The following is a 16459-nucleotide window of genomic DNA, read 5'->3' on the forward strand; positions in this document are numbered from 1 at the left end:
AAAGGGGGAAGGCAAACGCCTCCCCCCAATAAAATAGCCCCTCCCCTTCAGGTTCAAACGAGGCACGTGACTCGTTTGAAGGGTTGGGGTGGGGCCGCGTCCCACGCCCAACCTTTTCGTTTACGAAGCCGCAAACTTCATCAATTTAATCGCCTCGCTATTGGCCACAGCCCCGCCGATACGCTTGACCGCATAGAAATGCACGAACGGCTTGTTGCTGAACGGATCGCGCAAAATGCTGGTGTCGCTGCGTTCGGCGATGACATAGCCCGCCTGGAAATTGCCGAACGCGATCGACAGGCTGCCCGCGCTGATGTCCGGCATATCCTCGGCCTCGACCGTGGCAGAGGCAATCGTGGCCGACGACATGCCGGAGTGCTTTACGCCTAGGAAAAAGGTGCTTCCACTTTTAATGAGGAAACTGGAGGCTCACTATGGAAGACGGCATCAGGCAAATCTATAAGGAAACACACGCGAAGGTACTGGAGCAGGCGCTCGCTCTCCCGCTTCCAGACGCGGTGTTCAAACTCATCCAATACAATGAAAAATACCGAACGATGGGGCCACGTCCGCATTGTGATCCAATCCCACTTTCGGTTCTCCACGCAGATAATGATCCTGACGATGCAGAGGAATGGCGCGTTAGGGCGAGAAAACTCAGGAATGATGCTATTTTGGTAGGCGATGCGGCACATCGGAAGGACGGTTCCTACCAACGACTGAGAGCCGAGTTCGAAATCAAACATCCTGGATTTTTGTTCAAGACGTATGAAGACGCGGTGAGCTGGGGCATGTTCGTTACAAGGTAAAATCGCAAAAAACCGCAGTTTTGCGTGATTTTTGTTCTCTACAATTTATGCGGCTTGCTCGACCACCGGATAGCCCAGCAAGGTCGCGGGCTGCCCGGCACTCAGCGACGGCTGCCACAGAAACGCGCCATCGCTTGTTTTCATCTTGCGAATAGCGCTCAGCGTCGCACTGTTCATCACGAACGACGCCCCCTGTCGATAGGGCGCACGCAGGCTCTGCACCAGGTCGATCAGCCTGTCCTGTGGGTTCGACGCCGCAAAAGCCCCCGCCGCGCCCGACGCCACATATTGCAGCGACCCGAACGCCCGCACAGCGTCCGCTTCGTTGGTGGTCGTATAGGTCAGGAAGCCCTTGGGCTTGTCCGTGCCATTGCCGTTGACGAAGGCCGCGCCCTCCGCCACCGCAAACTCACGGGCAATCTCGCCCGCCAGCCATCCCTCGACATCGAACTGCGCATCGTCGAGCATCGCCTGCGACGCCGCCGGATTGGCGAACAATTCCCCCGACGGCGGCGCAATCTCGTTGAAGCTCGGCGTCCCCGTCTCGCCCCGCGCGCCCGTCTCGCTGGCCCAGCCCGACACGATCCCGCCAGCCGTCACCAGCTTGCGATAGCCCGCCGTCCCGGTCCGCACGACATTGGCGATCGTGCGAATGGGCGAAATGCTTTTCAGCGTCGCATCGATCAGCTGATCAATCTCCCGCGGCACCGCATAACCACCGCTTGCCCCCGAAGCACCCGAAAAGCTCTTCAGCTCCACCCCCGCTTCCTGCCCCTGCCGCAAATAGCGATCGACAAAGGCGCTACGAGCCGGATCAACCGCCCCACCCTTCACTCCATCCAATGCCGGCCGCTGCATCGCCACCCGCATCGCGCTAATATCCGCCTCCAAAGCCGCAATCCGCTCCCCCTGAAGCACCACATCAAAGCTCCCCTCCAGAGCATCCACTTGCATGTCCGTCATGTCATTCTCCCGCTAGAAAACACGAAAAAGGGCGGCCCCGATGGGACCGCCCTGAAAAAATCCTTCTCCTGTGGGAGAAGGATACGAAGCCTTACCGGCACAGCCGGTTAGGCGAAGTTGGATGAGGGGGAAGCGCCGCTTGCGTCGCTCACCCCGCAACAGCATAAAGCCCCATGCCCCTGACCCTCGCCACCGACGGCGCACATCATATCCCCGCCGCGCTCCACCCGCTCACCCTGGCCACCATCGAAGCCGCCCTCGCGACGCTACCAACCGACCGCCCCGGCCAGCGCCTGACAGCCCTCGCCGAACTCGCGCCATTTCTCGCGCCAACCGGCCCCATCGGCCGCCACGCCGTCGCCCATCTGGGCAACGCCGCAAAGCCGGTGCGCGCCATCCTGTTCGACAAAAACGAAGCCACCAACTGGGCGCTCGGCTGGCATCAGGACCGCACCATCGCCGTGCGTCAACGCATCGAAACACAAGGCTTTGGCCCCTGGACGATCAAATCCGGCCTCCAGCATGTCGCCCCACCGCAATCCCTGCTGGACCGCATGGTCACGTTGCGCCTCCATCTCGATCCGGTCGACGCCGACAATGCGCCTTTGCTCATCGCCCCCGGCTCCCACCGCCATGGTCGCATCGTGGAAAGCGATGTCCCAGCCATGGTCGATCGCTGCGGCACCTTCGCCTGCCTCGCGGCACGCGGCGACATCTGGCTCTACGCCACGCCCATCCTCCACGCCTCAGACGCCGCCGCCAATCCCCGCCAGCGCCGCGTCCTTCAACTCGACTATAGCGCCGACGCTCTGCCCGGCGGACTGGAATGGCTGGGGATATGACCGAGCAAAGCTTCTCTCTACGGGGGAGAAGGATACGAAGCCTTGCCAGCTTGCTGGCTATGCGAAGTTGGATGAGGGGGAGCTGCGCTTGCACCTCAAAATGCCTTATCCAGTCCCGCGTCTTTCAAAATGCCATTAGCTGTATGCCGCATTTTGACTCCACGATCGAATACAAAGCTGCGGCCAGTTATCGGGCTGAACCAGATCTGATGATCGCCTTTGCCCTGGCGGATGATATGACAGCCAGCATCCAGCAATAATCGCTCAATTTGCCGTCCATAGCCCCCCGACATGGATTATGCCGCAGCGACCGATAAGGGAGTATCGAATACCGGCAGGATACTGAGTGGTGGGCGGGGCATCTTGCTCTTTTGAGCACCAATATAAGGTGCCAGGATTTCCGCACTGTTCAACTCGATCAGGTCAGGCGCAACATCCTCCACCTTACGGATCAGATCATGCACCGTCTCGGCCTCAAGCCGCAATCCTGGTATATCGGACGCGGCAATATACCAACAACCGGTCTCTTCATCCTGCGCAATATGAACCTTGAGTTCGATTTTTTTTAGCACGTCAAATTCCATCCACCGGTGCCCCCGCTGCATGGTTACAAAAATCCGTTTAATTCTCGTAAGCAATTGCCTGTCGCCACGGATCATATGGCAATTGTCCCGACGCATTCAATCTGCTCCATGCGCCTGCCCCCTATGTGATTTCGACCATGCTGTCACCAAAGTTTGCAAAATGCAAACTCACAATGGCTCACCCTCCACCGCAATCACCCGCGCCCCATCCTGCATCGGATGCGTCACCAGACTCACCTCCACCAGCTCCAGCGCCAGCAATTCGCGCGGCCCCGCCCCGCGCGCCTCCCGCACGCGATACCCAAAGGACAGCCCGTCCAGCGCCCCCGTCTTCAACCCCGCTACCGCCTCGCGCCCGGCTGCGGTGCGAGCCGACACCCGCCCGATCACGCGCAGCCCCCGCGCATCCTCCTCCAGCCGCTCGACCGCGCCGATCACCTGCCCCGGCCCATGCTGCCACAGCAACGGCACGCCTGCCGCACGCACGCCACCAAAGGCGCCCGCCCGCACCACATCCCCGCCCCGGTCCACCCGGTCGAAAATCGCCGCATAGCCGGCAAAGCGCACGTCTTGAGCCATATAATCTCCGTTCGCCCTGAGCCTGTCGTAGGGCTTGCCTGAGCTTGTCGAAGGCTTCTGACCACGCTCTGCTCGGCCAAGGGCTTCGACTTCGCTCAGCCCGAACGGAACAGGCGCCACATCGCCACTCACGCCCGCACCAACCCAACCAGCCCGGTCTTGACCGCAATCCCCAGCAACACCAGCGCCAGCGCGATCCGCACCATCCAGCCGATCACCGCCCCGCGCGCCGCCTTCTTCGCGTCGCGCCAGGCGCGCAGCAGTTCGCGCAACTCCCGCACATCGCCCTCCGCCCGCCGGTCCGCCAGCCCCAGCCGCTCCAGCGCCCGCCCCGCGCCCAGCTCGCTCGCTTCCTCCACCAGCGCCCGGATCATCACCATATCCGACCCGCCCGGCGCGCCCTCGGCTTGCGCCACCAACCGCGCCAGCATCTCGCCATCCTGTTTCATGGCCTCACTCCCTCTTCCGTTCGGGCTGAGCCTGTCGAAGCCCTGCCCTTTATCTTTGCACGATGGTAGGTTACGCCATGCGCCGCCTGTTCATCCTGACCGCCGTCATCATCGCCGCGCTCGCGATATGGCTCTGGCGATCGGATTCACTCGCCATCGACGCCTGCCTCGACAGCGGTGGCCGCTGGGCCGCATCAACGCGAAACTGCGAACGCTAGGCTCCAAAAAATCTCGGCGTCCTCTGCGCCTCTGCGCGAAACCCCCTACAATCCCAACAAAGCCTTCTTCTCCTCCGCCGACAGGAAATCCGCCCCCGCCACCCGCTCCCACAAAGCCGCCCGCTCATCGCTCAGCGCCGCCACGCCATCCAGGTCCGGCTCGATCCGCAGCCCCGGCCACCAGCCGCCCAAACCCTGCCCCAGCCCCGCGCATATCTTGCCCACCAGCGGCAATATCGTCTGCCGCCACAGCGCCTTGTTCGCCTCGCGATAATTGGCGTAGCTATTGTCGCCGGGCAGCCCCATCAGCATCGGCGGTACCCCGAAAGCCAGCGCAATCTCCCGCGCCGCCGCCGCCTTCAGGCCGACAAAATCCATCTCCGCCGGTGTCAGGCTCAAAGCCTTCCAGCTCAATCCGCCCTCCAGCAGCATCGGCCGCCCCGCATTGGCCGCGCCCGCAAAGGCGATCTCCATCTCCCGCTTCACCCGCTCATATTGGTCGGGCGCCATCACCGATCCGTCACCCGGATCATAGACCATCGCCCCGCTTGGCCGCGCCGCATTGTCGAGCAGCGCCTTGTTCCACACCGTCGCCGCATTGTGGATCGCCACCGCCCCCGCCGCCGCGCCGACACAGCCCAACCCATAATGATCGTCCAGCGGATGCAGGCTTTTCAAATGCAGCACATTGGTCCGCCCCGCCCCATCTTCGGGCGACAGCCGCGTCACGCTCTCCCCGACGCGATAGAGATAGGCCGCGGGCCACCCGCGCGCATCGGCCTCCACCGACACCCGTTCGGGCCGCAGCGCAAACAGCTCGGCGGGCATCCCGTCCGCCCCACCAATCACCTGCACATAGGCATTGCCATGCAGCAGCAAATGGCAAGCCAGCGTCTCCACCAAACCCTGCCCCGCCGAAGCCCGCGCCACCAGCGCCAGCACCCGCGCGCCATCCTCCACACCCGCGACTTTCAACGCCGTCGCCCCCGCCCCCTCCGACACCAGCCGCATCGCCCGCTGCGCCACCGGATTGCCAATCACCCCGGCGCGCAACTGCGCCTCATAGCTGGCAGGCCACTCCCCCAGCGCCACCGCCCCCGTCCCCCAGGCCCGCGCCAGCACCGGCCGCACATCCGCCTGCACGGCCTTCATCCCAAAGAATTTCATGCTTGCCTCCCGCACAACAAAAAACCCTCACCCCGACGGGGAGAGGGCCAAAGCGATTTCCAATCAGATAGAATAACTGATGACCCGGAAATCGCGCTAAAACTAAAGCGAAGGTTGACGGCGAAGCCGCCTACCGAAGCTGGGAGAGGGGGAACACTCCCCTCTCACGTCAAACCAAGATAGCGCCGTTTGCTCTCAACCGCCGTTCGTTTCGAGCGAAGTCGAGAAACCGCGCGCTGCCATTTCTCGACTTCGCTCGAAACGAACGGGTCAAGGTCACGCCACTCTCCATTTACGGATTACGCCGCAACACCCGGTCGCAGGTCGAGTTCGTCCCCTCGCTCTTGCCGATCACCCGGCCCGCCAGCGCACCCGCGCCCGCGCCCAGCAAAGTCTCGCCCAAACCACCGCCCGCGATCAGCCCGACGCCAGCCCCACCAGCCGCGCCGATCACCGTACCCTTGTCGCGGCCCTTCTTCGCCTGGATCAGGCAGTAGCGCACATCGTCACGATCCCGCGGCACCGCCCGCGCCACCCGCGCCCGCTCCTTGGCGCTCAACGTCACCGCCAGCACCGGGTTCGCCACCAGCGTCGCCCCGACCAAAGCGCCCAATATCGTCACCACCTTCATCTGAATCACTCCGCAATCAAAATATGATGCGCCAAAAACGGACCAAGCTCATCGCTTGTTCCAATCCACTAGCCGACATCATCCGGCACGCGCGCGGGCCAACTTGCCCAGCTTCCCATGCCCAACCACAAAATCCACATGATCCAGTAAAGGATAAAGGGCGCCGTTACCCACGCCAGCGGATACGAGACAAGATGCACCGCCGCCCACAGCACAGCCAACACCACGAATAGATGCAAGCTCGGATAATAATCCGCGCCTCCGCCGTTTCGCGCCAGCCACCATCCTGCCCGCTTCCGCCATTCGACCGGCGGCGCATAGAGCGTAAAGGCAAATCGCAAAAAGGGATAAGTCAGCAGCAGCATGACCGGAAACGCCATGACTTCCAGGACCGGAATATAATCATTGAAACAATCGTCGAACGCACCGGCGAAAGTCCGCCCACCACAGCGCACCTGCCATTTGGCACCGGCACCAAACCAGAATATGAACGGATAGGCGATCCACAGCGGCGCACCGACTACCGCCATCCAGAACCGTTGCCGTTCGCTCATATGATGCCTCCGATCAGATGCAGGGCTATCGCATATGGCTTTTCGTCATCTCTACAACGTCATCCTGAATTTATTTCAGGATCCATCGTGCGCCAAAAGCCGCCGCTGGGGACGAGAAATGGATGCTGAGCCGAAGCCCAGCGCAGCTAAACAAGATGATATGAGATAGCCCTGCGATCAGATGATGTAACGCGCATCGAAACAAGCGCCACCCCTCAAAACCCCCGCACCCGCGCCTCACCCCTCTTCCCCAGCATCAGCTCCGTCAGCGCCCACACCAATGCATCGGCGCGATCGGGCGATCGTCCCGGCCCGACATAGCCGCCACCGGTAAGCAGCCCGCACATCTCATCCTCCAGTGCCGGAAAAGCCCCGCGATGCGCCACCCGCCCGGCCTCGTAGAGCGCCGCCACCGGTTCGGCCCGCGCCACCTTGCCGCGCGACGCATGGACCAGCTTCACCGGCAGCCTCTCGTCCGCCGCGCGCAGCACGCTTTCCACCATCGCCCCGCCATTATTCGCCTCGGCCACCACCTTGTCCGCACCATGCACGGTCGCCGCCGCTGCCACCGCCCGCGCCCATTGTTCGGGCGAGCAACCCTCGACACTCGCGTCCGCAATCACATAAGCGCGCCCGTCACCACCCACGCCCGCCACCACGATACCGCACGCATCGCCATGCGCCGACGCAGGCGGATCGACCGCTACCACCACCCGGCCCAGCGCCGCCCCATCTTGCCCGCCCGGCACATGCGCCACCCGGCACCGCTCGATCAGGTCGCGGCTCCACAAAGCGCCCTCCACCTCCTCGATCAGTTCACCGTCCAGCTCCTGCCGCCCCAGCCGCGTGCCGCCATAGCTGCGCTCCATCGCCTCGACGAAGCCGTCAGCCAGATTGGCGCGATTGTCCGCCGTCCGCCCGCGGGTCACCACCACGCTCCCCGCCGCCGCATCCGCCACCAGCCGCCGCACCAGCGCCACCGGGCGCGGCGTCGTCGTCGCCATCACCCGCGGCCGCTTGCCCAGCCGCATCGCCATCATCAGATTGTCCCACGCCCCTTCCGCAAAGGGCCATTTGGCGATCTCGTCGGCCCAGCCATGGCTGAACTGCGGCCCGCGCAGACTTTCCGGTTCCGCCGCGCCGAACAACGTCGCCACCGCACCATTCTGCCAGACCAATTTGCGCAGCGCCGGGTAAAAGACCGGGCGGCACCACCAGGGCGCAATCGCCAATATCCCCGACGCCCCTTCCACCATCACCCGCCGCGCCTCGCCCAGCGTCGCGCCGACCAAAGCGATCCGCGCCGCCGGATCAGCCTCCGCAATCCCGCGCACCCACTCCGCCCCGGCCCGCGTCTTGCCAAAGCCGCGCCCGGCCATCATCAACCAGACGCGCCAGTCACCCTGCGGCGCCATCTGCCCCCGCCGCGCCAGCCAGTCCCAGTCATGCTCCAGCGCCTCGCGGCCCGCCTCTTTCAGCAGCCGCCGCATCTTGGCCTGCTCGCGCGGCCACGCATCCAGCCACTCGATATGCGAAGTCTCCATCGCCCTCCCCTTGCCGGGGCAGCGACAGCCACGCCCCTATTTGCGCGGCGCCATGCCCCCGAACGTCACGATGCTCTCGCTTCCGTCCCTGGCCACCGCCGCCACGCCGATGAAATGATCGTCCACCACCACATCTTTCAGCAGCAATTCGGTCGCGCCTGTCACCAGCCTGCTATCGGTCCAGTCCTGCGCATCCGCCCGCCGCCAATACACATGATAGGCCGCCGCCCCAGGCACCGCGTCCCAGAAAACCCGCGTATCCATCGACAGCGCACCATCCAGCGACACGCTCGCAGGCGCCGCCGGCGCGCTGGCCAAAGCCCGCAATGCCGCGACATTCAGCGCCGTCACCTTCGCCAGATAGGGAAAGTCCATGCCGACAACCGTGTCGCCATAATCGCGCCCGCCCTCGACCCGCAAATCCTGATGCTGCCGGTCGTAATTTTCGATCCCCACCGAAAAACGCACCGCCGGATAGCCCGCCTCCAGCAGCGGGGTATGATCCCCGCCCCGCCCGAAACGGTCAGGCCGCCGCACCGCAAACACGTCCAGCCCGATCTGCGGATTGACCTCGGCAATATCGTCGATCGCCTTGGCCAGCGCCCGCGACGGCCCGTCATCCTCGCCGCCAATCCCGCGCCGGGTCAGCCCCGCCTTGGCATCCTCGGCAGAGCGTATTCCTTCGGAAAACACCCGCACCCGGTCCGCCACGATCCGCCCGTTCAGCCCGGTCGTGTTGCCGACAATATCATTGTTCAGCATCGCCCTTACCTGCCAGCCGCGCGCCCTGGCCGTATTCGCCAGCAACTTGCCACCCAGCAACCCCTGCTCCTCGCCGGACAGCAGCGCGTACACGATCGTCCCGTCAAACTTCTCACCCGCCAGCACCCGCGCCGCCTCGATCACCAGCGCGCTGCCCGACCCATTGTCATTCGCGCCCGGCGCATCGCTGGTTGCATCCATGACGTCGCTCACCCGGCTGTCGATATGCCCCGCGACGATCACCACCTGACTGGGATCACCCGTCCCGGTCTGGATCGCCAGCACATCGACAATCTCCGCGCCATTGGGCACGCGCGGCGCGGTAAAGCGCTCCGACACGCTCTCGACCTTCAGGCAGCCGCCGCACCCCTTGGAAATCCGCGCAAACTCTGCCGCCGCCCAAGCCCGCGCCGCGCCAATCCCCCGCTTGGGGTCAGTCGCCGACGACAATGTATGCCGCGTCCCGAAACTCACCAATTTTTCGACCGTCGCCTTCAAACGATCGGGGTCGGGGGCAGGTGCCTTCGCCATGGCTGATGTGGACAGCATCGACGCCGCGGCGAACAAAATCTGATTTTTCATGGACATCAATCTATCGCACCCCGGCGCCCTGTAAAGGCGGCGATTGGCAAGAGCGACAACCTCCAAATCGGATCAAACAAAAAATTCATCTGCTGCGACAGGCTTGCTAACCCTATAAAAACAGACATCGTTTCGAAATCGATTCAATCACGAAGGGAAACTCGATGCCCCACCGAATGTACGAGATCGAGCGCCACATGACAAAATTAGGCATCAGCCCGGACGTCGTCGCCCATATAATGACGGTCATCCGCAGCCACGCCAAACCCGACCTGGCCCATGATCCGAGCATCACCCCGACGGCAACCGAAGCGGAAATCGGAGAGATTGCGCGACAATTTCACCGCTTCTCGCTGCGCCGTAGCGAAGCGCTTGGTCAACCGGTGTCAGACCCTGGCTGGAACATGCTGCTGGCGCTTGTCGCGGATATGGCCGAATATCGGTCATCTTGCGTCACCTCACTATGCTATGCCAGCGGCGTCCCGATGACCACCGCGCTGCGCCACCTTGCCCGCATGGAACGCAACGGCATGATCCACCGGCGGGAACATCGTCATGATTCCAGAAAATCCATTCTGGAAGCCGCGCCCAGGACAAGGGCGGTGATGAACGACCTCATCCTCAGCTTTTGCGTCTCGCCGCCGTTCAATCTGGACGTTGGGCATAACGCATCTCCGTCGACCGCCATCCACCCGCGCAGCATCCGTCACGGCGAACTTGATCCCGACGCCCCGATGCGATCGCTCGGCCCGGACCATCCCGGCAAATCGACGCAAAACCATCGCAGGCCTGACTGATCGGCCATGCATGACTATCGGGCGTTGCGACCGTGCAAACGCCCGCTTTCCTTTTGTCCGGCGAAGAAAGTTTTAGCGGCCAGCCCCCGGACAACTACCTAGAGACCATAGCGCCACCCCGCCGCATAATCCGCTCATACCCTTCCTCCTTATGGAGACGACAGAATGAGCGAACATGGCCACGATCTCCACAGCCTGTTTCCCCACGCCATCGACCGGCTGCACCATCTCAAACTCACCGACGCCTATTTTCGCGGGCTGGCCGATCGCCATCATGATCTGGTCGGCGAAATCAGCCGGATCATAGAGGGGCTTAGCGCCGCATCGGACGCGCGGCTGGAGGATCTCAAGAAACAGCGACTGGCCCTGCTCGACACAATCGGTGCGATGATCGCGCCCGGACGCACGGTCTGACAGCGCCTCACGTCCCCGTCACCGCCCGCATCCGCTCCACTTCGGCCCGTGCGCGCCGCACCCGCCGCACCACCGCCGGGCTATCGGGTCGCTCCTTCCCCGCCGCCGTGCTCGCGCGATAGGCCAGCACCCGATCGCGATGCCGGGTCAGCAGTTGCAGCGCCAGTTTCAGGTCATGCCCGCGCTTGACCTTGCGGCTCTTCACCGCGCCTTCGCCGTCCAGCAAAATCTCCTCGCTCTCGCTGCCAAACAAGGCCTCGCGCATCAGCATCGCCTCAATCTCGGCATAGCCAATATCCATCGCCCGTTCCCAGTCGGCGGCAAAGCGGCGGTTACGCTGCCTGCGGTCATAGGCGCTTGTCCGGCTCACGCCCGCCACGCGCGCCGCCTCGCTGGTGTTGCAGGTCGTCGCCAGCGTCTGCAAAAACAGCCGCTCCTGATCTTTGGTCCAGCCATCCTTGCGCGGCGCGCGCATCTGCATCTGATCCTTGCCCGCGCTGGTCCGGCGCGCCGGTTCCAAGTCGCGCCCCTGCGCCTCCACCCCGTCCGCCATGTCTATGTCCCCCGCCCGCGCGCCCCAGGCCCAACGCAAAAAGGGCCGACCCGCCCGGATCAGCCCCTGCTGCGTCGCGCCTTGGCGACTCACATTTTTCCACTGTGCCTATCTCTGCCAGAACAGCGTGACGCTGTCAAGGGAAATGTTCCATATGGGTTAGTTTCTTGCAATCATCCCCGCCACGATCGGCGCTTCCTCAGCCAGCGCCGCGGCCACGCTGGGCCGCGCCTTCACCGCATCGACCCACGCCGCAACCCTGGGCCAGCGCGCCGCATCCAGCCCGTCCGAACAATAGGCCACATTGATGATCGGGCACGCCGCCGCAAGGTCCGCCAACGTAAAACGATCCTCGACCAGCCAGCCGCTGTCGGGCAAAACTCCCTCAACATAGTCATACAGGCGCGGCATCTCGTCAGCCTCCGCCTTGTCCGCCGCGACCAGATCCTGCGGCGCTTTCAGCGCCCTCGCCACGACCCGGTTGAAAAATATCTTCGCCCCCGCCGGCTGCACGACGGTATCGCCAAATTCCTCATACCATATCGTCCGCGCCCGCGCTTTCGGCTCAGCCGGGATCATCTCCGTGCCCGGACGCAGCGCATCCATATAGGTTATGATGGCGGTCGAATCGCACAGCAGGAAATCGCCATCCTCCAGCGCCGGAATCTTGCCGAATGGCGACCCCTTGAAATAGCCCTCCGCCCCGCGCCCGAACCCGGCTGGCTGCACCTCTACATCAATCCCCTTTTCCGCTGCATAGACGATGACCTTGCGCACAAAGGGCGACGGCCGCGCACCATGGATGATCATGCAATCTCTCCCTATCCTGCCAGCGCGGCAGCATGACAAAACAGTCTCAAAATGCAACTTTTTTATGCGTTCAGGCTCACTCGCCGCCCGCGCCAGCCCCGGCACTCACCACGGTCCGCGTATAGTCGATCCGTATCCGCACCCAGCTGCCGACCAGAACCTTGCCATTTTCGCGCGGGGGCAACACCAGAAACTGCCACGCCGCCAGCCGCACCGCGCGGGCAAAGCCAGACCCCAGCGGCGATTCGCCCAGCGTCTGGCAATTATCGACATGATAATGATCGACCGTCTTGCACGCGACCATACCCCATCCATTGGGCGGCGCATTGGCGGGCAGGAAGGGGGAAAGCTCGGCATTGGTCGGTCGCCGATACCATTCGGCGTTGAACAATTGCACACCCCCCGGCCCCTCGCCCGGCCCCGCTACCGCCGCGCTATTGCCCTGCCCCGCCGCACTCGCCCCCTGCGCCGCCTTGGGCATCCGGCCAATATCGGCCGAAGCCATCTGCTCTCGGTCCAAAGTCAGGAAGGGGAAGGGCGATGGCGGCTGCTCGGCGGGCTTTGCCACCGGCACCGGGGGCCGCACCACCGCCTGCGCCTGTTTGGGCGCCGCCGCATCCTCTTTCTCGCGCCGCTCCGCCTTGGGCGCGCGCTTCTGTTGCTCTACGCTTTTCTGTCCGGTCTCGACGTCGAACGTCACCGGCATCCGGTCCTCGACCCGCTTGGGTTCAGGCTTGGGCGCCAACGTAAACAGCGCAAGCAGCAGGATAGCGTTCAGCACCAGCGCAAACGCCATGCCGCCCGCGCGTTGCCGCAATCTGGCCCAGGAAATGGTAGAAAATGTCAAACGCGCCGACCGAACAGGACTGAAGTGGGGTCATGCCCAGACGACGCCGCGACGTCAACGCCGTCGCGTCAGACTGATCGAATGTGCCGTCGTACATTCCGGCAGGTGCGGACTTCAAAATCCTCCCCTGCAAGGGGAGGGGGACCGCCGCGTAGCGGTGGTGGAGGGGTGTCACCCTATCGTTAGGGCGACACCCCTCCGTCTGGCCTGCGGCCATCCACCTCCCCTTGCAGGCAGGGCTATCGCATATGAAAATTCCGTTCGTCCTGAGCCTGTCGAAGGACTGTCCTTTTCTTGGCGCGGACGCTCGGAACAAAGAAAAAACGGCCCTTCGACAGGCTCAGGGCGAACGGAGACTTTGCCAAATCCTTCTTCACACCAAGGGCAAATTCCATATGCAATTCCCCTGCCCTTGCAGGGGAGGATAGTCTTTGTTCAACACGCCAATATCGACATTGCAGACTGCATAATCGCCCAAAAACACGCGATCCTTCAGCACACATCTTCCTCACGCACCACCGGCCTGCTCTCGCGCGTCGCGCGCATCCGACTGGCCTTGTCCTCGACATCGCTGGTCAGCACGACATGATCGTCATGCACCTCCAGCAGCACGCCCGCGAACGGAAAGCCCTCCAGGCTCCCGGTCACGCGATAGCTTACCGAATCGCCGACCTTGAACGTCGCCGGATCGGTATTGAACTCGAACGGGCAGCCGCCCTCACCCATGCCCTGCATCTGTCTCTCCTCGATCGGCCGATCCTATCGCCACGCGCACCAACCGATCAAGCGCCGCAAAGCCCCCCACCCTCACCTATCGCCCGACCGGCAAAAGGCGCTGGCGACCGGCCTTCATCTCGGCTAGGGGTCAGGTCGAATTTCCGGTCAGGCCGAGGCGAAAATGATGTTTTTTGAGAACCGGAGCGCAGCGTGCTGCCAGCACGTGAGCACCGGAAGCGGAAAAAGGCATCATTTGCAGGCCGGCATCACCGGAAAGTCGGCCTGACCCCGCCCGATGCTGACACGCCTTTACCAATGGATGCTGGCGAAAGCCGCCCACCGCCACGCCGAACGCTGGCTGTTCGCCTTCAGCTTCATGGAATCCAGCTTCTTTCCCATCCCGCCGCACCCGCTGCTCGGCCTCATGTGCCTCGCCCGCCCGGAACGTGCGCTGCGATTCGGGGTCATCTGCACCCTCGCTTCGGTGCTGGGCGGGTTGCTCGGCTATGCGATCGGCTATTTCCTCTATGAGACGGTGGGCCAGCAACTGCTCGCCGCGCTTGGCCTGGCTGCCAAATTCCCGGTCGCGGCCTGCTATCTGCGCGAGTTCGGGGCGGAGATCATCCTGATCAAGGGCGCAACGCCGATCCCGTTCAAGCTGATCACCATCACGGCGGGCTTCATCGGCCTGCCGCTCTTCACCTTCATCTGGGCCAGCGTCCTGTCCCGCGCCTTTCAGTTCATGCTGGTGGGCTTCCTGTTCTGGAAATATGGCCGCCCGATCAAGGCGTTCATCGAAAAATATCTCGCCCTTCTGTCGGGCCTGTTCCTTGTCCTCATCGTCGGCGGCTTCATCGCTGCCTCCATGCTGACCGGCGGCCCCGGCAAGAGCGACAGTTGCAGCGCCGCCACCATGGCTACGGTCCGCTAGCCAACTAATGTCCGACCTAGTAACCCGCCATCCCCGCCTCGCCGCGCTGCTGGCGGGCCTGCTCAGCGCCACCGGTTTCGCGCCCTTAAACCTCTGGCCCGTCACCCTCGCCAGCCTCGCGCTGCTCATCCACCTGGTCCAGCACGCCCCTGACCGCCGCGCCGCCTTCACCTGTGGCTGGCTCTTTGGCGTCGCCCATTTCACCCTGGGCCTCAACTGGATCGCCCACGCCTTCACCTTTCAGGACAGCATGCCCCATTGGCTGGGCTATCCCGCCGTGGCACTGCTGTCGCTCTACCTGGCGGTTTATCCGGGCCTCGCGACGCTGGGGACATGGTGGTTAGCCCATTCCTCCCCTGCAAGGGGAGGTGGCAGGCGAAGCCTGACGGAGGGGGCGCGCACCATACACGACGCATCGCCCGAAGGCGCCCCCCCTCCACCACGCTTCGCGTGGTCCCCCTCCCCGTTCCGGGGAGGATATATCCTCCTCTTCGCGGCCCTCTGGCTGGCCACCGAATATCTCCGCGCCACCATATTCACCGGCTTCGCCTGGAACCCGCTCGGCGTCACCCTGCTCCCCACCGGCATCGCCATCGCCGCCACCCTCATCGGCACCTATGGCCTTGGCGCGCTGACGATCCTCGCGGCAGGCGCGCTCCTCCTCGCCCTCCAGCGCCACTATCGCCCCGCCGCCGCCCTCGCCGCGCCGCTCGCGCTCCTCGCGCTCTGGGGCCATCTCGCCCCCGCTCCGCCGACCCCGCCCGGCGCGCCGCGCGTCCGCATCGTTCAGCCCAATATCGGCCAGGACCAGAAATATTCGGTCGAAAACGAAGTCGCCAATTTCCGCAAGCTCGCCGCCCTCTCCGGCCAGCCCCGCCCCGCCCCGCGCCTTATATTCTGGCCCGAAGCCGCCATCCCCGCCTATCTCGACATGGAACCGGGCTGGCGCGCCCGCCTCGCCAGCCTGCTTGGCCCCGGCGACCTGCTGATGACCGGCGCGGACAAAGTCTATTTCAAGCCGGTCCAACAGGACGGTTTCATCACGCAAAAGCTCGCAGGCGCGAACAACAGCGTGTGGATTGTCACACCCGACGCCCAATTGCTCGGCCGCTACAGCAAGGCGCATTTGGTCCCCTATGGCGAATATCTGCCGATGCGGAACATCCTCGAACCGATCGGCCTCTCGCGCCTTGTCCCCGGCGACGCCGATTTCTGGCCCGGTCCCGGCCCGCAAAGCCTGCCCCTCCCCGCAACCCTCGGTCGCCCGGACCTCAAAATGGGCGTGCAAATCTGTTACGAGATCATCTTCTCAGGGCAAGTGATCGACCGCGCCAACCGCCCTGCCTTCCTCTTCAACCCCTCCAACGACGCCTGGTTCGGCAGTTGGGGACCGGTCCAGCATCTGGCCCAGGCCCGGCTGCGCGCGCTGGAGGAGGGGATTCCGATCATCCGCTCCACCCCCACCGGCGTATCCGCCATCATCGACGCGCACGGCCATGTCGTCCATGCGCTCGGCCTCAACCGCGCGGGTTTCCTCGACTCCGGCCTGCCGCCCGCCCTGCCGCCGCCCCTGTTCGCGCGGCTCGGCAACTGGGCGTCCCTCGCCTTCATGGCGCTACTGGCCGGACTGGCCATTGCCATGCTGCGCAGCAAAAGCTAATAGCCACATAAACTATTCTTTATATCGCTTTTCGGCCCAGCCGTTT

At 63.8% G+C, this 16459-nt stretch carries 20 protein-coding genes and 2 pseudogenes; 7 read left to right on the forward strand and 15 right to left on the reverse strand.

The features are described 5' to 3' along the window. Positions 1-120: 120 nt before the first annotated feature. Positions 121-342, reverse strand: a pseudogene (locus ACODSR_RS18250) (phage major capsid protein); the annotation flags it as partial. 92 nt (positions 343-434) lie between these two features. Between ACODSR_RS18250 and ACODSR_RS18255 the strand changes: the two are divergent. Beyond that, a complete protein-coding gene (locus ACODSR_RS18255; protein ID WP_489078031.1) occupies positions 435-809 on the forward strand; it encodes a hypothetical protein in 375 nt (124 codons plus the stop codon). Between the two features lie 57 nt (positions 810-866). Here ACODSR_RS18255 and ACODSR_RS18260 read toward each other — a convergent pair. Continuing rightward, positions 867-1772 (reverse strand): annotated as a pseudogene (locus ACODSR_RS18260) (phage major capsid protein); the annotation flags it as partial. Positions 1773-1945: 173 nt separating this feature from the next. Here ACODSR_RS18260 and ACODSR_RS18265 point away from each other — a divergent pair. Next, entirely contained in the window at positions 1946-2614 is a 669-nt protein-coding gene (locus ACODSR_RS18265) for a phytanoyl-CoA dioxygenase family protein (RefSeq protein WP_489078032.1), read from the forward strand. Positions 2615-2709: 95 nt separating this feature from the next. On the opposite strand, the gene ACODSR_RS18270 is transcribed toward ACODSR_RS18265, so the two are convergent. From ACODSR_RS18270 to ACODSR_RS18285, 4 genes are all read right to left on the reverse strand, one after another. Next, positions 2710-2907 (reverse strand): type II toxin-antitoxin system HicA family toxin, encoded by a 198-nt coding sequence (locus tag ACODSR_RS18270; RefSeq protein WP_489078033.1) that lies wholly within the window; start codon positions 2905-2907, stop codon positions 2710-2712. 3 nt (positions 2908-2910) lie between these two features. After that, positions 2911-3273 carry a DUF1902 domain-containing protein gene (locus tag ACODSR_RS18275; RefSeq protein ID WP_489078034.1) on the reverse strand — a complete coding sequence of 121 codons (363 nt, stop codon included), beginning with the start codon at positions 3271-3273 and terminating at the stop codon, positions 2911-2913. A gap of 93 nt (positions 3274-3366) precedes the next feature. Next, positions 3367-3777 carry an HK97 family phage prohead protease gene (locus ACODSR_RS18280; protein ID WP_489078035.1) on the reverse strand — a complete coding sequence of 137 codons (411 nt, stop codon included), beginning with the start codon at positions 3775-3777 and terminating at the stop codon, positions 3367-3369. Between the two features lie 128 nt (positions 3778-3905). Continuing rightward, entirely contained in the window at positions 3906-4226 is a 321-nt protein-coding gene (locus ACODSR_RS18285) for a DUF6127 family protein (protein WP_489078036.1), read from the reverse strand. Between the two features lie 77 nt (positions 4227-4303). Between ACODSR_RS18285 and ACODSR_RS18290 the strand changes: the two genes are divergently transcribed. Then, positions 4304-4444 carry a hypothetical protein gene (locus tag ACODSR_RS18290; RefSeq protein ID WP_489078037.1) on the forward strand — a complete coding sequence of 47 codons (141 nt, stop codon included), beginning with the start codon at positions 4304-4306 and terminating at the stop codon, positions 4442-4444. Between the two features lie 45 nt (positions 4445-4489). Here the strand turns inward: ACODSR_RS18290 and ACODSR_RS18295 are convergent, their stop codons facing one another. The 5 genes from ACODSR_RS18295 to ACODSR_RS18315 all read right to left on the reverse strand — a co-directional run bounded on the left by ACODSR_RS18295 (position 4490) and on the right by ACODSR_RS18315 (position 9684). Beyond that, positions 4490-5611 carry a phage portal protein gene (locus ACODSR_RS18295; protein WP_489078038.1) on the reverse strand — a complete coding sequence of 374 codons (1122 nt, stop codon included), beginning with the start codon at positions 5609-5611 and terminating at the stop codon, positions 4490-4492. A gap of 292 nt (positions 5612-5903) precedes the next feature. Next, entirely contained in the window at positions 5904-6242 is a 339-nt protein-coding gene (locus tag ACODSR_RS18300; protein WP_489078039.1) for a hypothetical protein, read from the reverse strand. 68 nt (positions 6243-6310) lie between these two features. Then, entirely contained in the window at positions 6311-6796 is a 486-nt protein-coding gene (locus ACODSR_RS18305) for a hypothetical protein (protein WP_489078040.1), read from the reverse strand. Positions 6797-7011: 215 nt separating this feature from the next. Then, entirely contained in the window at positions 7012-8340 is a 1329-nt protein-coding gene (locus ACODSR_RS18310) for a DNA-packaging protein (protein WP_489078041.1), read from the reverse strand. A 36-nt stretch (positions 8341-8376) separates the two neighbouring features. Next, on the reverse strand, positions 8377-9684 hold the full coding sequence (locus ACODSR_RS18315; protein ID WP_489078042.1) for a M28 family peptidase: 1308 nt from the start codon (positions 9682-9684) through the stop codon (positions 8377-8379). A gap of 197 nt (positions 9685-9881) precedes the next feature. On the opposite strand from ACODSR_RS18315, the gene ACODSR_RS18320 reads away from it, so the two are divergent. Both ACODSR_RS18320 and ACODSR_RS18325 read left to right on the forward strand, forming a co-directional pair. Then, complete coding sequence (locus ACODSR_RS18320) at positions 9882-10481, forward strand: hypothetical protein (RefSeq protein WP_489078043.1); 600 nt, start codon at positions 9882-9884, stop codon at positions 10479-10481. 165 nt (positions 10482-10646) lie between these two features. Beyond that, positions 10647-10895, forward strand: coding sequence for an HP1242/YdcH family protein (locus ACODSR_RS18325; protein WP_489078044.1), 249 nt, complete (start codon positions 10647-10649; stop codon positions 10893-10895). A gap of 7 nt (positions 10896-10902) precedes the next feature. Here ACODSR_RS18325 and ACODSR_RS18330 read toward each other — a convergent pair whose 3' ends face one another. From ACODSR_RS18330 to ACODSR_RS18345, 4 genes are all read right to left on the reverse strand, one after another. Beyond that, the gene (locus ACODSR_RS18330; RefSeq protein WP_489078045.1) at positions 10903-11541 is read right to left on the reverse strand and encodes a hypothetical protein; all 639 of its coding nucleotides are present in this window, start codon (positions 11539-11541) and stop codon (positions 10903-10905) included. 66 nt (positions 11542-11607) lie between these two features. Next, complete coding sequence (locus tag ACODSR_RS18335) at positions 11608-12258, reverse strand: glutathione S-transferase family protein (RefSeq protein ID WP_489078046.1); 651 nt, start codon at positions 12256-12258, stop codon at positions 11608-11610. A 76-nt stretch (positions 12259-12334) separates the two neighbouring features. Then, positions 12335-13054, reverse strand: coding sequence for a hypothetical protein (locus ACODSR_RS18340; RefSeq protein WP_489078062.1), 720 nt, complete (start codon positions 13052-13054; stop codon positions 12335-12337). 543 nt (positions 13055-13597) lie between these two features. Beyond that, the gene (locus ACODSR_RS18345) at positions 13598-13840 is read right to left on the reverse strand and encodes a hypothetical protein (RefSeq protein WP_489078047.1); all 243 of its coding nucleotides are present in this window, start codon (positions 13838-13840) and stop codon (positions 13598-13600) included. 277 nt (positions 13841-14117) lie between these two features. Here ACODSR_RS18345 and ACODSR_RS18350 point away from each other — a divergent pair, with 277 nt between their 5' ends. Together ACODSR_RS18350 and lnt are read left to right on the forward strand one after the other, a co-directional pair. Beyond that, entirely contained in the window at positions 14118-14753 is a 636-nt protein-coding gene (locus ACODSR_RS18350) for a YqaA family protein (protein ID WP_489078048.1), read from the forward strand. A 7-nt stretch (positions 14754-14760) separates the two neighbouring features. Beyond that, entirely contained in the window at positions 14761-16413 is a 1653-nt protein-coding gene (gene lnt / locus ACODSR_RS18355) for an apolipoprotein N-acyltransferase (protein ID WP_489078049.1), read from the forward strand. The last annotated feature ends 46 nt before the right edge of the window (positions 16414-16459 follow it).

This window comes from Sphingobium sp. FG125, assembly GCF_057809795.1.

Bases quoted from the DNA above. Each gene is read 5' to 3' on its own strand.
- ACODSR_RS18255 (WP_489078031.1), top strand. From the start codon at position 435: ATGGAAGACGGCATCAGGCAAATCTATAAGGAAACACACGCGAAGGTA.
- ACODSR_RS18265 (WP_489078032.1), top strand. From the start codon at position 1,946: ATGCCCCTGACCCTCGCCACCGACGGCGCACATCATATCCCCGCCGCG.
- ACODSR_RS18270 (WP_489078033.1), bottom strand. From the start codon at position 2,907: ATGTCGGGGGGCTATGGACGGCAAATTGAGCGATTATTGCTGGATGCT.
- ACODSR_RS18275 (WP_489078034.1), bottom strand. From the start codon at position 3,273: ATGATCCGTGGCGACAGGCAATTGCTTACGAGAATTAAACGGATTTTT.
- ACODSR_RS18280 (WP_489078035.1), bottom strand. From the start codon at position 3,777: ATGGCTCAAGACGTGCGCTTTGCCGGCTATGCGGCGATTTTCGACCGG.
- ACODSR_RS18285 (WP_489078036.1), bottom strand. From the start codon at position 4,226: ATGAAACAGGATGGCGAGATGCTGGCGCGGTTGGTGGCGCAAGCCGAG.
- ACODSR_RS18290 (WP_489078037.1), top strand. From the start codon at position 4,304: ATGCGCCGCCTGTTCATCCTGACCGCCGTCATCATCGCCGCGCTCGCG.
- ACODSR_RS18295 (WP_489078038.1), bottom strand. From the start codon at position 5,611: ATGAAATTCTTTGGGATGAAGGCCGTGCAGGCGGATGTGCGGCCGGTG.
- ACODSR_RS18300 (WP_489078039.1), bottom strand. From the start codon at position 6,242: ATGAAGGTGGTGACGATATTGGGCGCTTTGGTCGGGGCGACGCTGGTG.
- ACODSR_RS18305 (WP_489078040.1), bottom strand. From the start codon at position 6,796: ATGAGCGAACGGCAACGGTTCTGGATGGCGGTAGTCGGTGCGCCGCTG.
- ACODSR_RS18310 (WP_489078041.1), bottom strand. From the start codon at position 8,340: ATGGAGACTTCGCATATCGAGTGGCTGGATGCGTGGCCGCGCGAGCAG.
- ACODSR_RS18315 (WP_489078042.1), bottom strand. From the start codon at position 9,684: ATGAAAAATCAGATTTTGTTCGCCGCGGCGTCGATGCTGTCCACATCA.
- ACODSR_RS18320 (WP_489078043.1), top strand. From the start codon at position 9,882: ATGACAAAATTAGGCATCAGCCCGGACGTCGTCGCCCATATAATGACG.
- ACODSR_RS18325 (WP_489078044.1), top strand. From the start codon at position 10,647: ATGAGCGAACATGGCCACGATCTCCACAGCCTGTTTCCCCACGCCATC.
- ACODSR_RS18335 (WP_489078046.1), bottom strand. From the start codon at position 12,258: ATGATCATCCATGGTGCGCGGCCGTCGCCCTTTGTGCGCAAGGTCATC.
- ACODSR_RS18340 (WP_489078062.1), bottom strand. From the start codon at position 13,054: ATGGCGTTTGCGCTGGTGCTGAACGCTATCCTGCTGCTTGCGCTGTTT.
- ACODSR_RS18345 (WP_489078047.1), bottom strand. From the start codon at position 13,840: ATGCAGGGCATGGGTGAGGGCGGCTGCCCGTTCGAGTTCAATACCGAT.
- ACODSR_RS18350 (WP_489078048.1), top strand. From the start codon at position 14,118: ATGCTGACACGCCTTTACCAATGGATGCTGGCGAAAGCCGCCCACCGC.
- lnt (WP_489078049.1), top strand. From the start codon at position 14,761: ATGTCCGACCTAGTAACCCGCCATCCCCGCCTCGCCGCGCTGCTGGCG.